Origin of the sequence: Hydrogenophaga sp. (assembly GCF_050250835.1) — a bacterium.
Classification (GTDB): domain Bacteria; phylum Pseudomonadota; class Gammaproteobacteria; order Burkholderiales; family Burkholderiaceae_C; genus Hydrogenophaga.
In genome coordinates, this window is sequence record NZ_JBFWNX010000007.1 from 101782 (window position 1) to 116145 (window position 14364).

A 14364-nucleotide genomic window follows, 5' to 3' on the forward strand; every position below is an offset into this window, starting at 1 on the left:
AGCCACGCGCCATCGGAGTCAAGCCACATGAACGTCCCCACCGGTTGTCCCTTCCACGCGGGAGGTCCCAGCAGCGGCTTCAAGCCGTACTACAGCCCCGAGCTGCACGCCGCACTGGAGACGCAGCGGCGCGATGAGCCGGTGTTCTGGTGCGAGGAGATTGGCTACTGGGTGCTCACGCGCCACGAGGACGTGCACGCCGTTCTGCACGACGGCGTGCGCTTTTCCTCGCAGAACACCACGCGCCCGGTGACGCCCATGCACCCGGACGCGCTGAAGATCCTGCAGGACGGCGGCTACGCACCCACCGGAAGCCACTCCAGCCTGGACGGCGAGACCCACCGGCGCATCCGGGGCGTGACCCAGCAGGTGCTGAACCTGCGCGAGTTCATCCAGCTGGAACCGCACATCCGCCAGCTGGTGGCCCAGGCCCTCGACCGCATCGACGGCCAGGCCGACGTGGACCTGCTGCGCGACTTCAACTACGAACTGCCCGCGCTGGTGGTGTTCAAGCTGCTGGGTATTCCCGACGCGGACATTCCCGACGTGAAGAAATGGGCCGGCACGCGCAGCGTGATCGACTTCAGCCCCGCCACCTACGAACAGCAGATCGAAGGTGCGAAGAACCTCGTGGCCTACTGGCAATACTGTCGGCGCATGGTGGAAGACCGGCTGCGGCAGCCGCGCGACGATTTCACCAGCCGCATCCTTGCCATCCGCAACGGCGACGACCGCGTGATGACCCTGGGCGAGGCCACCAACCACACCTTCGGCGTGGCATTTGCCGGGCACGAGACCACCACCAACCAGCTCACCAACACCTTCCGCACGCTGCTGCAGCACCCCGAGCAATGGGCGCGCCTGTGCGCCGACCCGTCGCTGGGCGCCAACACGGTGGAAGAAGGCATGCGTTTTGCCGGCGCCGTGATCGGCTGGCGCCGCGTGGCCCTGCAGGATGTGACCATTCGCGGCGTCGCGATTCCAGAAGGCGCACCCATCATGTTGTCCTTCGCGTCGGCCAACCGCGATGAAGCCGTGTTCGAGCAGCCGCACCGCTTCGATATCGCCCGTCCCAACGCACGCCGTCAGCTCACCTTCGGCAACGGCGTGCATTTCTGCCTCGGCGCACCGCTGGCGCGCCTGGAAATGAAGATCGTGTTCGAGGAGTTCTCCAGGCGCTTCCCCGGCATGCGCCTGCGCGAACCGGACGAGGCCCGGCACATGCACACCTTCGTTTTCCGCGCCCCCGAGGCGCTTCCCGTGGAACTTCAATGAGCAGCCATCCCTTTCAGGACAAGACCGCCGTCATCACCGGCGGTGCCAGTGGCGTGGGCCTGGCGCTGGCCCAGCAGTTGCTCGGTGTCGGTGCCAACGTGGTCCTCGTCGACCGCGACGCCGCCGCCCTGGAGCAGGCCTTGCATGGCATGGACGGCGCCCGCGCCATCGGGGTTCAGGCCGACGTGGCCCAGGCCGCCGACGTGCAGCGCTACGCGCAGGTCGCCGTGCAGCGCTTCGGCCGCATCGACCTCTTCCACAACAATGCGGCCATTGTCGGGCCGCAGTCCTCGCTGCTGGACTTCGGCATGGACGACTTCGACCGCATCTTCGCCGTCAATGTGCGCGGCATGCTGCTGGGCATGCAGGCGGTGGGCAAGGTGATGCGTGAGCAGGGCGAGGGCGCCATCGTCAACACCTCGTCGGTCTCGGGCCAGCGCAGCAGCCGACCCGAAGCCGGGCTGGGTGTGTACGGCGCCTCCAAGGCGGCGGTGATCCGCATGACGCAGCAGGCGGCGCTGGAGTTCGCACCCCACGGCATCCGCATCAACGTGATCTGCCCCGGCCCCATCGACACGCCGCTGCTGCGCAGCACCTTTCGCGTGGACGGGCGCACCGAAGCCGAAGCCGAGGCAGCCCTGAAACAGCATTTCCTGAACCAGCCGCTCAGGCGCGCCGCCAGCGCAGACGAAGTGGCCAACCTGGTGTTCTGGCTGCTCTCGCCGCAGGCCAGCATCGTCACCGGCGCGGTCTACAACGTCGACGGCGGCATGACCGCCTGACGAAGCAGACCTCGCCTGCGTCGGCGGCTCAGCCGACGAACATGCCGCCGTTGACGTCGAGGATGGCGCCGCTGGTGAACGAAGCCATGGGGGTACACAGCATGGCGATGGGCCAGCCCAGTTCTTCCGGGCGACCCATGCGCTTCATGGGCAGGATGCTGGTGTCCACCTTCAGCGTGGCCGACAGCGGCGTGGCCACGATGCCGGGCGCCACCCCGTTGACCAGCACGCCGTGGCCCACGGCGCGGCGAGACAGCCAGCGAACCAGGGTGTGCACACCGCCCTTGGACGCCGCATACGTCGCGTACTCCTGCGAATCGTTGGGCAGACCGCCGCCATTGCGGCCGGCGGCCGAACCCACCAGCACCACATAGCCCTGGCGTTCACGGATCATCTGGTCCACGCAGGCGCTGGCCAGCTTCATCGTGGCCCGCACATTGATGCCCATCACGAAGTCGAAGCTCTCCTGTGCGCTCATGCCCGGCGGGCCGCCGAACACGCCAGCGGCGCTGGCGAGAGAGAAATAGGGGCCCAGGGCCAGCAGCGACTGCTGCACCGCGTCGTCGGTGACATCGCCCTGGATGCAGCGTGGCGCCGGGGCGCCAGCCGCTTTCACCAGCCCGGCCGTTTCCTCCAGCGCGCTGCGATCGGTCAGCACCAGGTCGGCGCCGAGCGATGCCAGGCATGCCGCTGCCGACTGGCCGATGCCGCTGGCGGCACCGGTCACGAGGACGCGACGGCCCTGCAGGGACAGGGCCTCGGGCAGGAGGCGCGGCGTCACTGGATGCTGACGAAGTTGCCGTCCTTCACCTGCAGCAGCACGCCACCATAGCTCGGGTTGCGCTTGTCATCCACGCTCCAGGTGCCATTGCCCAGCACCATCGGCACATTGTTCAGCTTGGCCAGCTCATCGCGGATCTTCTGGCGATCCGGACTGGGACCCGCGTTGCGCACGGCCTGCACCGCCACGGTCCCCAGCGCATAGCCCATGCCCGCCCAGTTGTCCGGCATGGCCTTGTACTTGGCCTGGTAGGCTTTCACGAACGCCTGGTTCTGTGCCGAGGTGCTGTTGGGCGAATAGTCGGACACCACGTAGGTGCCTTCCACCGCCTTGCCGCCGGCCTTGATGAAGCCCAGCGAGCCAAAGGTGCTGGGGCCAAAGATCTTGACCTTCGGGTCCAGGCCCGCCTGGCGGATCTGGATGATGAGGTTGGCGGCCACCTCGGCGGGTGCGGCGATGAAGATCGCGTCGGTCTGCATGGACGAGACCTTGGTGGCCAGGGCCAGGAAGTTGCTCTCCGACGAGACGAACTTCTCATCGGCCACGATGGTGGCGCCAGCGCCCTTCATGTAGGCGATCAGCGCGTCCTTCTGGCCCACGTAGCCGTCGTTGCTCTGGTCGATGATGGTCACCATGCGCTTGACGCCCTGCTTCTCCACCGCGAGCTTGCCCAGGAAATTCATGATGTCCACGGGCGTGGCCTGGATCTTGAAGGCCCAGGGGCCGGTGGCCAGGATGCCGGGCGAGCTGCCGATGGCGAGGATGGGCACCTTCAGTTCGTTGGCGACCGGGGCGCCCGCCAGGGCCTCGCCGCTGGTGGTGGGGCCTAGGATCAACATGGCGTTGTCGCGCTTGATGAACTGGTTCACCAGGCTGATGGTCTGCCCTTTTTCGCCAGCGGTGTCGCCTTCCGAAATCTTGAACTTGTTGCCGCCCGGCAGGCCTGCCGCATTGGCTTCCTCCAGCGCCAGTTTCATGCCGTTCTGGATCGGCACGCCGCCGAAGGCGTATGTGCCGGTCATGGCGTTGAACACGCCGACGGGAATGTCCTTGCCCTGGGCAAAGACGAGAGGCGCGGCCGCGATGAGTGCGGCGGCCAGTAGGGTGTGCCTGCGACGAATAGCCATGGTTGTCTCCTGGATGTGTGCGGTGGGACCGGCGCGTGCCGTGTCGGGTTCCAGTATCAAAAAGGCCCCGCTGGCGGTCAGTCCCCTCGTACGGGGACCATCGGCCAGACGGTGGCGGCGAACTCAGGGTTTGTCCGGACGAACCGCGTCAGTCGCCGGCCCAGCGTGCGCCATACGGCGCCGGGCGCAGCAGGAAAGCCTCGGTGCTGCCCACCAGGGGCGCCCCATGGGTCTGGTGCTCGTTCGTCCGCGCCCTCATCACCGCCGGGTCCACCGCGTGCGCCGTCCAGGCGGCCTCGCGCGTGGCAAGGTCGGGCCAGGCCAGCAGCACCACGGCGCGTGGCAGGCGCTGCCCCATCACCTGGTCGAACAGGCCCAGCACCTGCGCGCCCTGTGCCTCGATGCAGGGCAGGTCCACCTGCACCAGCGCGTCGTGCGCGGCCCCCGCCGCCTGCGACAGCAGGTCCACCATGCGCAGTTCGTGAAGACCGGCCTGCAGGTGGGGGCCCGATGGCGCGGCCGACCACGCAGGCGAGGGCCGCAGCACCAGCACGTGTGAACGCTCCAGCATCTGTTCGCCGCCGTGCGCGTCCTCGTACTGCTTCCACCATTGCGGATCGGTGTAGAAACGGCCCCAGGCCGCCATGCGCGCATCGAGGTCAGGCCAGTGCAGGATGTAGGCCAGCATGGCGGTCATCGGGCCGGCAAAGCAGTCCCAGTAGGCCAGCGGCGCCGGGATGCCCGCGCGCTCGAACAGCGGCGGCACCTCGCGCGCAAACTGGTGGTGCATGTCGGGCAGGCGGCGCGGCAGCATTTCATAGAGCCGCAGCTCCCAGAAGCCCTGCGCGCTCACTGAAGCACCTTCGCCCTTCGGGCTGCGGTGTGAGCTTGCTTGGGGACGGCCCGGCGCTGCGCTCACTGGAGCACCTTCGCCCTTCGGGCTGCGGTGCGAGCTTGCTTGGGGACGGCCCGGCGCCGCGCTCATGCCGCCACCCCGAAGTTCGCCTGGGGTTCGTTGCCGGGCAGGGCTGCGAGCAGCAGTGTCTGTTCGTCGCCAAAGAGGCGGCGGTGCAGGCGTGCTCGTTCTTCGTCGCGCCGGCGCCAGAAGCGTGGTTCCACGTCCAGGCGTGCCCAGGCCTGCTGCTGCGTGGCGAAGTCTGGCCACGCCAGAAAGGTTGCCATGCGCGGACGGTGCGCGCCCAGCAGCAAATCGAACACGCCCAGCACCCGGGCGTCCAGGGCCTGAAGCAGCGGCAGCGTGGACTCGCCCATCACGCGTGCCGCTTCGGCGGCGTGGCCGTTGAGGATGCGCTGGATGCGCAGTTCGAAGACCGCTCCCGCGGGCAAGGCGTCCTCGCGCCGCGCGGCCTGCCAGGCGGGACTTGCGCCGTAGATGGCAACCTCGTGGCGACCGGGCAGCGCGTGGAGCGGGTGCGTGCCGGCGGCGATGGCGGCCTCGCGCTCGTTCAGCAGGTTCCAGCGGTGCAAGCTCACGAGGCCAGGGACCGGCGCGCCCGCCGTCACCCGCCAGGCGCCCAGGCAGGACGCTGGCCGCGGCACAGAGCCAGGGTCGGCGACCGCGCCCAGCACGAGTTCGAAATACATGGGTGCCGTGCTCAGGCGCGCAGGCGCAGCGGCAACGTGTCCAGCGTGCGCAGCGTGTTCACGGGCCGCCAGCGCGCCGGGCCCGCCGGCTCGATGGCGGTGACGCGGCGCAGCAGCGCGCCAAGGATGGACTCCGCCTCCAGCCGCGCAATCATCTGCCCGATGCAGACGTGCGCGCCATGGCCGAAGGCGCGGTGAACACCCGTGGTCTGCCGCGTCACGTCGAAACGGTCGGGGTCCTTCCACTGGCGCGGATCGCGGTTGGCCGCTCCCATGTGGTACCCCACCTTGGTGTCGGCGCGCAGCTTCACACCGCCGAGCTCCACGTCCTGGGTGGTGGCGCGGAACATCACCTGGGCCGGTGACTCCAGGCGCAGGGCCTCTTCGAACGCCGACTTGATCAGCTTGGCCGGGTCCTGCCGGACCCGCTCGAACTGGTCGGGGTTCTCCGACAGCAGCTTGAGCGTGGAGCCGATGCCCGCCATGGTGGTGTCCACGCCGGCCCGAAAGAAGGTGCGCACGTGCAGGGGCGCGGTGCCTGGGTCGAAGTCGCCCGCGTCTTCGGCCTGGTAGATGCGCTCGCCGAATCCGCCGGGCAGCATGTGTTCGCGCTGCAGCACCTGCGCGTACCACTCCATCAGCGGGGCGGTTTTCTCCATGGCCGCCTGCAGCCGGGCGTTGTTGGGGCCGAGCTGGTTGAAGTTGAGTTCGCCGGTCTGCTTGATGCGCTCGGGGGGCACGGCCACGCCCAGCACCTGCGGGAACACGCTGAGCACGAAGGCCTCGGCGATGTCGGCCACGCCGTCGATCTCGCCCTTGGCCAGTGCCGCTTCCGCCACCTCCTGCGCTCGCTGCTCGAAGGCCTCGCGCCAGGTCTTGACCACCAGCGGCGAAAGGATTTTCTGCAGGGCGGCGCGCACCCGCGTGTGCTCGGGCGGGTCCACCTCGGTGATGGGGCTGCGGGCGCGCCAGGCGCCGGGCTTGCGGATGTCGCTCATGCCCACGCCGCCGGCGGTGGTGAAACGGGCGTAGTCGCTGGCCACGATGCCGGCCTCGGCGTGGCGGCCCACGGCGTAGTAGCCGTGCGGCTGGATGAAGACGGCTGGACCGAGTTCGCGCATGCGCTCGAACAGCGGGTAAGGGTTGGCCAGGTTCTCGTCCGAGAACGGGTCTTCGTCCAGGACCGGGGCATCGGGCGCATCGACAGGGGATGCGGTGGCGGCGGTGTTCATGGTGGTTTCCTTATTGCCCGTCGGGCAGCACGTAGACGCTGGCCGAGCGGATGCGCCAGCCATCGGAGGTGCGCGCGAAGCGCACCGTGTATTTGCCGAACATGGAGAACTTTCCCGGGCCGTCGCGCCAGTCGGTGATGAGGGCGCGGGCGTGGCCCAGGGCATCGTCGGCGCTGGCGCCGGGTTCAACGTAGAAGTCGGTGAACTGGTGGTGCATGCGCTGGCGGAATTTCTTCCGCATGACTTCCGTCATCAGCTCACCGAGCTGAGCGCGGCCGATCGTCTCGGGGGGCAGGCCGGAGCCGCCCATGGAGGCCGGCGGCGAGTTCTCGCGCGTCCAGGTGGCGTCTTCGGTGAACAGGTCGATGAAGCCCGGGTCCCCGGCGTCCGCCAGGTGGCCGTAGCGGGCAAAGAGGTTGCGGATTTCGAGCTCGTCGTCGAGCGGCAGTCGTGGGAAGCGCATGGGGTGATCTCGTTACGGGAATTCTGTCATCTGGTCACCAGGTCACCATCAGCCGGCGCAATGCGCGAAACGAGGTGTTGGGGGTGTAGGGCAGTTCCTGGTCGCTCACCAGCGCCAGGTCGGGCAGACGCGCAGCCAGGCGCTGCGCCATCACCTCCAGCTCCAGGCGCGCCAGCGGCGCGCCCAGGCAGAAGTGCGCTCCGGTGCCGAAGGTCACGTGTTGCAGCGCGTTGCGGCGCGCGGGCATGAACAGCTCGGGTTGCGCAAATTGCTGGGGATCGTGGTTGGCTGCGGCGAACATCAGCAACAGGCGTCCACCGGCGGGGATGGTCACGCCGTCGAGCGTCACGTCCTCCCGGGCCTGGCGCCGCCAGGCCTGCACCGGCGGGTCCACGCGCAGCGATTCCTCCACCACGGGTGCAATGGCTTGCTCACCTTGCCCCAGGGCGGCCCACAGCGCGCGCTGCGGCAGCACCGCCTTGAACAGGTTGATGGCTGCGCTGGACGTGGTCTCGTGGCCCGCGAACAGCAGGTTGAATGCAATGGCCCCGATCTCGTGCAGCGTGGCCCGACTGTCGTCGCCGGCCCGCAGGCGGATCAGATCGCTGATGTAGTCCTCACCCGGTTCTTCCACCTTGCGCTGCACCAGCGCATGCGCATACCGGTAGTACTCGACCGCACCCGTGGAGAGCTGCACCTGCTCCTCGTCGCTGGGTCGACCCCAGGTGAGGACCACGCGGCTCGACGCCCAGTCCTTGACCCGGACCACGTCCTCGGCCGGCACGCCCAGCAACTGGAACAGCACCAGCGCCGGCACGTCCCAGGTGAGCCCGGCGACGAGGTCGGCGGGCCGGGGGCCGGCCACCAGGCGGTCCAGGTAGGCGTCCACCGTGCGTTCGATGAAGGGGCGCAGCGCGCCGATGCGTTCACGCGTGAGCGGGGCGCCAAAGAAAGCCCGGTAGCGGGTGTGGCTCGGCGGGTCGTTGTTGACGAGCAGCGGCGGCACGTTGAAACCCGAATCGGCAATGATGCCCCGCGCATGCGGGCACAGCGGCTTGAGCGGGTCGGAGACCAGCAAGGCCGAAAACCGCTGCGTGTCGCGCAGGACGGCCTTGACGGTCTCGAACCGGGTGACCACCCAGGAGCCGATCACGGGAGAGAAAAAGACCGGCTCGCTGGCACGCAGCTCTGCCAGGGTGGCGTAGGGGTCCTGCACGTAGCCGACCTCGAACGGATCGAACCGTTCGCTGGCGGGCGTGACCGGACCCTCGGCCTGGGAAGACGCGTCGGTGGAGAGAGGGCGCAATGAAGTCTCCTGGCGATCGGATGCGGGGGTTCACGGTAGCCCCGGGGCCGGGCGGGGTCAGTCCCCCTGGGGCGGGACGTCGGGCAAACCCGTCCCACCTCAAGGGGACATACCGGCGCCCAGCCTCCTTCTATGCTCGGCGGCATGTTGATGCAGCAGCTTCTCAATGGAATCGTGGTCGGTAGCGTGTACGGGCTGTTCGCGCTCGGGTTCACGCTGCTGTTCGGTGTGAACCACATCATGAACATGGCCCACGGCTCGGTGTTCATGTGGGGCGCCTTCGCCGGGCTCTACGCCATGCTCGTGCTCGACGCGCCGATCTACGTCGCGCTGCTGCTGGGCATGCTGGCGGGCGGTGTCGTCTCGGTCATGCTGGACCTGCTGGCCTTTCGGCCGCTGCGCCGGCGAGGCGGGCCGGAGTTCTCGGCCATCGTCTCCTCCATCGGCGCGGACCTGGTGCTGCTCTCCATCGCCCAGAAGGTGTCAAACACGGCGATCATGCGGTTCCCGTTCGACGCCTTCCCGATCGTCTTCTTCAGCTTCCTGGGCATGCGCGTGCAGTTGCTGCAACTCGTCATCATGGGCCTGGTGGTGGTGATGGTGGTCGGCCTGGTGTGGTACCTGTACCGAACCAGCTTCGGCCTGCGCATCCGTTCGGTGGCCTACGCCGAACAGACCTCGCGCCTGCTGGGCATCAACCCCGGGCCGGTGAACATGCAGGTGTTCTTCATCTCCGGTGCGCTGGCAGGCATGGCCGGCGTGCTGATCGGCCTGGTCTTCAACTCGGTTCACTTCGCCATGGGCGAGCCCCTGCTGCTGCGCGCCTTCGTCATCATCATCCTGGGTGGCCTGGGCAGCATTCCCGGTGCGCTGATCGCCGGCATGGCCATCGGCATCGTGCAGACGCTCAGCGTGGCCTACATCTCCTCCGGCGCAGCCGAAGCCATCGTCTTCGGTGCTCTCTTCGTCGTCATCATCCTCAAGCCCACCGGCCTGTTCGGCCAGCCCACGGCGGCGATGCGGGTGCAACGCGCATGATCAACTTTTTCAATACCTACCAGTCCCTGTTCGACCACATCCTGGTCAACATGCTGCTGGCGTCCAGCCAGTACGTGGTGCTGCGCGCCGGGGTCTTCTCGCTCGGCAGCGCCGGCTTCGCCGCCCTGGGCGCGTACTGCACCGCGTTGCTGACCACCAAGCTCGGCTGGAACCCGTGGCTCTCGGTGATCGTCGGCATGTTGCTGGGCACGCTGGTCAGCGCGCTGCTGGCGTTGCCGCTGTCCCGGCTGCGCGGCGTGTTCCAGGCGGTGGCCACGCTGGCGTTCGTACAGATCGTGCTGACGGTCACTCAGAACTGGGTCTCGCTCACCAATGGGCCCATGGGCGTGAACAGCATTCCGCACGCGGCCAGCACCTGGAGCCTGCTGACCATCGTGGTCGCCGTCGTCGTGTTCCTGGTGATGATGGGTCGCTACAGCTTCGGCCGTGCGCTCGACGTCATCCGCGAAGACGAAACCGTGGCGGTGTCGCTGGGCATCTCGGTGCCCTATTACCACCGCATCGCCTTCGTGCTCTCCGGCGCGCTGGCTGGCCTGTCCGGCGGCCTGCACGCCATCAGCAGCTACAGCATCACACCGCACGACTACGGTTTCGCCTTGCTGGTGGCGGCGCTGGCCATGGTGGTGCTGGGGGGGCGCACCACGGTCTGGGGCGCGCTGGTGGGCGCCCTGGTGCTGACCTCGCTGCCCGAAATCTTCCGCGTGTTCGCCGACTACCGCGCCGTGGTTCAGGGCATCCTGCTCATGCTCGTCATCATCTACCTGCCACGCGGGCTGGCCGACACGGTCATCGCCCACGTCAAGGACCGGCGGTTGCGGCGCCGGGTCACACCCCATGTCGTGCCCGCCAGGAGCCAGCCATGAGCGCCACCCTCGTGCTTGAGAACGTGGCGCGCCACTTCGGCGGTGTGCCGGCCGTGGACGGCGTGAGCCTGGAAGTGCCGGCCGGCCAGATCACCGGGTTGATCGGACCCAACGGAGCGGGCAAGACCACGGTGGTCAACCTCATCACTGGCATCCTGCACCTCACGCAGGGCCGCGTGCTGCTCGACGGGCAGGATGTCTCCAAGGTCGAAGCCCCCGAGCTGGCACGCGCCGGTGTGGCGCGAACTTTCCAGAACATCCGCCTGGTGCCCGACGCCAGCGTGCTCGACAACGTGCTGGTGGGTTTTCACCGCCATGAAATGACCAGCCTCTGGGCCAACCTGCTCGGGCTGCCATCGGCCCGTGCCGAGGCCCGGCAGATGCGCGACGAGGCCATGCGCCTGCTGGCGCGCTTCGAGATGACCGAGTTCGCCGACCACCGCGCAGGCGGTCTGTCTTATGGGCACCAGCGGCGCATCGAGATGATGCGCGCGCTGGCGACGCGGCCCAAGGTGCTGTTGCTGGACGAACCGGTGGCGGGCATGAACGACGCCGAGGCCGAGAGCCTGGCGCACATCTTTCGCAAGGTCGCCGACGACGGCGTGGCCGTGCTGCTGATCGAGCACAACATGCGCTTCGTGATGTCGCTGTGTTCCCGTCTGTATGTGCTGGCCTCCGGCCGCCTCATCGCCCAGGGCGAACCCGAAGCCGTGGGGCGTGACCCGGTGGTGGTCGAAGCCTACCTCGGCGCCTGAAGGAGATTCACCGCATGCTCCAGATCCGCCATCTCGACGTCCACTACCGCGGCATCCAGGCCCTGCGCAACGTGGACCTGACCGTCAACCAGGGCGAGATCTTCGCGCTGATCGGCCCCAACGGCGCTGGCAAGTCCAGCCTGGTCAACGCCATCTCGGGCATCGTGCCGGCCACCGGCGAGGTCCTCTTCGAAGGCCAGCCCATCGCTCGAATGCCGGCGCACAAACGTGCTCGCGCCGGCATCATCCAGGTGCCCGAAGGCCGGCGCGTGATTGCGCCGCTGACCGTGGCTGAGAACCTCGAACTCGGCCGCCAGGCTGCGGGCGTGCGTGGCAGCGACACGAACGACCTGGATCAGGTGCATGCCCTGTTTCCCGTGCTGCTGGAGCGGCGCAGCCAGCTCTCGGGCTCGCTGTCGGGTGGACAGCAGCAGATGCTGGCCATTGGCCGTGCGCTGATGGGCCGGCCCAAGGTGCTGCTGCTCGACGAGCCCAGCCTGGGCCTGGCGCCGGTGATCGTCAAGGAAGTGTTCCGCGCCCTGCAACGGCTCAACGCCCAGGGCCTGACCATCCTGCTGGTGGAGCAGAACGCCAAGCTGGCGCTGGCCACCGCAAACCGCGCCGCGGTGCTGGAGCAGGGCCGCGTGGTGCACCAGGGTGCCGCCGACGCGCTCGCCAGCGACCCGGTGATCGCCGACCACTACTTCGGGCGCGCCGGCGCCATCGCCTGACGCGACCAGAGGCCCGTCGCTTCAGCGGTGGGCGTCGAACCCGCCGCCAAACGCCTTCATGAAGGCCAGTGGATTCACGTACTCCTTCAGCCGCGCGATGCGACCGTCGCGGAGTTCGAAGAAGCACACGTAGCGGTTCTCGTAGATGCGGCCCGTTTCGCCCACCAGGCTGCGCGCATGCGCTTCCACGATGACGCCGCCGGGCTGGCGCAAGGGGTGGATGCCGTCGATCCAGAACACGTGTTCGCGGCGGTTCGCAAAGGCCACCCGGTAGTGCGCCATGATGGCGGCGCGCCCGGCCATGGTGTCGGGCACAAAGTTGCCGAAGCCTTCGGGCAAGAAGGGAATGAGCTGTTCCGCGTCCTCCTCCCACAGCGCTTCGAAGGCGTCGAGGTCGCGCTGCATCAGCGTGGTGAAGTAGGACAGGACCAGGGCCTCGTCCGCGTCGCGGGGGATGCATTCGTCGGCTCGCAGCATGGACAGACTCCAGAGGGGTTCCGGGCCCCAGTCTGGCACCCCATGTCCAGGGTCGCTGCCCCCGACCAGGGGGACACGCGGCGTCAGGGATGGCGGTGGTCGATCGCGGTGCTTGCGCCGCCGTCCACCGCAAGCACCGGGCCGGTGACGATGGCGGCCTCACCCGCCAGTGGACCCACCATCAGTGAACGCGGCGCGCCTGGCCGGCCCAGTAGGGCTCGCGCAACACCCGCTTGAGCAGCTTGCCCGAGGGATTGCGTGGCAGCGCGGGGGCGAAGTCCACGCTCCTGGGGCACTTGTAGGCCGCGATCTTGCCCCGGGCAAAGGCAATCACTTCCGCTTCGGTGAGTTGCTGGCCGGAGCGCACCACCACCACCGCCTTGACCGTCTCGCCCCATTTCGCATCGGGCACACCGATCACCGCGGACTCGAAGATCGCCGGGTGGTCGCCCAGCGCGCGTTCGACCTCGGCGGGGTAGATGTTCTCGCCGCCGGAGATGATCATGTCCTTGAGCCGGTCCTGGATGAACAGGTAGCCGTCCGCATCCAGGTAGCCCACGTCGCCGGTGTGGTACCAGCCATCGCGCAGCACCTGCGCCGTCTCGGTCGGGCGCTTCCAGTAGCCCTTCATGATGCTGGGCGCACGGATCAGGATCTCGCCCGATTCGCCCGGCAGCGCCGTGCGCCCGTCCAGCGTGACGATGCGCAGATCCACGCCCGGCAACACCTGGCCGCACGACGACAGCCGCTCGGGCAGGGCCGGGTTGTGGTCGCGCGGCTGCAGCGCGGTGCCCAGCGTGGCGGACTCGGTCATGCCGAACATCTGCAGGAACACCGGGCCCATCACCTGCACCGCGCGCCGCAACAGCGCCGGGGGAATCGGCGCACCACCGTAGGTGATGCAGTCCAGGTGCGAGAAGTTGGCCTGCGCGCAGTCCGGGTGATCCAGCATGAACTGCATGACCGCCGGCACCAGGCCCAGTTTGGTGACGCGGTGGCGGGTCAGCGCCTGCAGGATCAGGGCGGGCTGCGCCTCGCGCAGCAACACCAGCGTGGCACCCACGTAGGGCGCGTTCATGCCGTAGCTCACGCCGCCGGCGTGGAACAGCGGCAGCGGCACCACGCACACGTCGTCCTCGGTCCAGCGCCCCAGGTGGCCACCCGCCGCATACGACAGGGCCGCCAGCGTGTTGCGGTGGCTCAGCTCGGCGCCCTTGGGCAGGCCTGTGGTGCCCGAGGTGTACAGCTGCAGCGCCACTTCCTCGCTGTCGGCCGGAAGTGCCGGGTCGCTCGCATCACCCGCGTCGCGCCACTCGGTGAAAGCCTCGCAGCCCGGGTGCGGGCCGTCCATGGCGATCACCGTCTGCAAGCCGGGCACGGCCTGTCGCAGACCTTCCACAAGGGGCAGGTAGTCCGCGCCCACGAACAGGATGCGCGCCTCCGCGTCATTCAGGATGAAGGCAATCTCCTCGGACGCCAGGCGCCAGTTCACCGGCACCAGCACCATGCGGGCCTTGGCGGCACCGAGGTACACGTCGAAAAAGCGGTCGCAGTTCTTGCCCAGGTAGGCGATGCGGCTTTGCGGCGCCAGGCCCGCCGACAACAGTTGCCGGGCCACCTGGTTGCTCTGGCGGTCGAACGCGGCCCAGCTCGTGGTGCGCTCCTCGAACACCAGGGCGGGGTGGTCGGGACGGCGCGCCGCGTGCACGCGGCAGAGATCGCCCAGCGTGAGGAAGCGCGGGTCGATGGCCGGAATGTGGGGGTTCATGCGATGGTCTCCTTTCGGGTGGTGCGGTCCTGGGCCAGGTCCCTGGCCGCCTGTTCGTATTCTTGCGCCAGCCGCGCCAGGCCTTGCCGCCCGTGGCATCGACGGCGCTGCGCGGCAGCCCGTCCAGCTGGTCGGGGTCC

The 14364-nt window shown here is 68.5% G+C and carries 15 protein-coding genes; 6 read left to right on the forward strand and 9 right to left on the reverse strand.

All coding sequences use genetic code 11. The features are described 5' to 3' along the window. Positions 1–27: 27 nt before the first annotated feature. Both AB7F11_RS11195 and AB7F11_RS11200 read left to right on the forward strand, forming a co-directional pair. Positions 28–1275 carry a cytochrome P450 gene (locus tag AB7F11_RS11195; protein WP_428288427.1) on the forward strand — a complete coding sequence of 416 codons (1248 nt, stop codon included), beginning with the start codon at positions 28–30 and terminating at the stop codon, positions 1273–1275. Then, complete coding sequence (locus tag AB7F11_RS11200; protein ID WP_428288428.1) at positions 1272–2057, forward strand: SDR family NAD(P)-dependent oxidoreductase; 786 nt, start codon at positions 1272–1274, stop codon at positions 2055–2057. The genes AB7F11_RS11195 and AB7F11_RS11200 overlap by 4 nt, the downstream gene beginning before the upstream one ends. Before the next feature lie 28 nt (positions 2058–2085). On the opposite strand, the gene AB7F11_RS11205 is transcribed toward AB7F11_RS11200, so the two are convergent. The 7 genes from AB7F11_RS11205 to AB7F11_RS11235 form a co-directional block, all read right to left on the reverse strand. Continuing rightward, the gene (locus AB7F11_RS11205; protein ID WP_428288429.1) at positions 2086–2838 is read right to left on the reverse strand and encodes an SDR family NAD(P)-dependent oxidoreductase; all 753 of its coding nucleotides are present in this window, start codon (positions 2836–2838) and stop codon (positions 2086–2088) included. Further along, positions 2835–3965, reverse strand: coding sequence for an ABC transporter substrate-binding protein (locus tag AB7F11_RS11210; RefSeq protein ID WP_428288430.1), 1131 nt, complete (start codon positions 3963–3965; stop codon positions 2835–2837). Before AB7F11_RS11210 ends, AB7F11_RS11205 begins: the two co-directional genes overlap by 4 nt. A gap of 148 nt (positions 3966–4113) precedes the next feature. Next, on the reverse strand, positions 4114–4818 hold the full coding sequence (locus AB7F11_RS11215) for an NIPSNAP family protein (RefSeq protein ID WP_428288431.1): 705 nt from the start codon (positions 4816–4818) through the stop codon (positions 4114–4116). A gap of 128 nt (positions 4819–4946) precedes the next feature. Continuing rightward, entirely contained in the window at positions 4947–5570 is a 624-nt protein-coding gene (locus AB7F11_RS11220; RefSeq protein ID WP_428288432.1) for a hypothetical protein, read from the reverse strand. Positions 5571–5581: 11 nt separating this feature from the next. Further along, positions 5582–6802, reverse strand: coding sequence for a cytochrome P450 (locus tag AB7F11_RS11225; RefSeq protein WP_428288433.1), 1221 nt, complete (start codon positions 6800–6802; stop codon positions 5582–5584). A 10-nt stretch (positions 6803–6812) separates the two neighbouring features. Next, the gene (locus AB7F11_RS11230; RefSeq protein ID WP_428288434.1) at positions 6813–7265 is read right to left on the reverse strand and encodes a nuclear transport factor 2 family protein; all 453 of its coding nucleotides are present in this window, start codon (positions 7263–7265) and stop codon (positions 6813–6815) included. Positions 7266–7299: 34 nt separating this feature from the next. Beyond that, positions 7300–8571: a cytochrome P450 gene (locus AB7F11_RS11235; protein WP_428288435.1), complete on the reverse strand. Its 1272-nt coding sequence runs from the start codon at positions 8569–8571 to the stop codon at positions 7300–7302. Positions 8572–8715: 144 nt separating this feature from the next. Between AB7F11_RS11235 and AB7F11_RS11240 the strand changes: the two genes are divergently transcribed. From AB7F11_RS11240 to AB7F11_RS11255, 4 genes are read left to right on the forward strand one after another with little or no spacing between them, the layout of a single operon-like run. Then, entirely contained in the window at positions 8716–9609 is an 894-nt protein-coding gene (locus AB7F11_RS11240; RefSeq protein WP_428288436.1) for a branched-chain amino acid ABC transporter permease, read from the forward strand. Then, positions 9606–10493, forward strand: a complete 888-nt coding sequence (locus AB7F11_RS11245) for a branched-chain amino acid ABC transporter permease (RefSeq protein WP_428288437.1) — start codon at positions 9606–9608, stop codon at positions 10491–10493. Before AB7F11_RS11240 ends, AB7F11_RS11245 begins: the two co-directional genes overlap by 4 nt. Next, complete coding sequence (locus AB7F11_RS11250; RefSeq protein ID WP_428288438.1) at positions 10490–11248, forward strand: ABC transporter ATP-binding protein; 759 nt, start codon at positions 10490–10492, stop codon at positions 11246–11248. The genes AB7F11_RS11245 and AB7F11_RS11250 overlap by 4 nt, the downstream gene beginning before the upstream one ends. A 14-nt stretch (positions 11249–11262) precedes the next feature. Beyond that, positions 11263–11979, forward strand: a complete 717-nt coding sequence (locus tag AB7F11_RS11255; RefSeq protein ID WP_428288439.1) for an ABC transporter ATP-binding protein — start codon at positions 11263–11265, stop codon at positions 11977–11979. A 21-nt stretch (positions 11980–12000) separates the two neighbouring features. Here AB7F11_RS11255 and AB7F11_RS11260 read toward each other — a convergent pair whose 3' ends face one another. Further along, complete coding sequence (locus AB7F11_RS11260; RefSeq protein ID WP_428288440.1) at positions 12001–12456, reverse strand: nuclear transport factor 2 family protein; 456 nt, start codon at positions 12454–12456, stop codon at positions 12001–12003. A gap of 181 nt (positions 12457–12637) precedes the next feature. Then, entirely contained in the window at positions 12638–14224 is a 1587-nt protein-coding gene (locus AB7F11_RS11265; protein ID WP_428288441.1) for a fatty acid--CoA ligase, read from the reverse strand. Between the last annotated feature and the right edge of the window lie 140 nt (positions 14225–14364).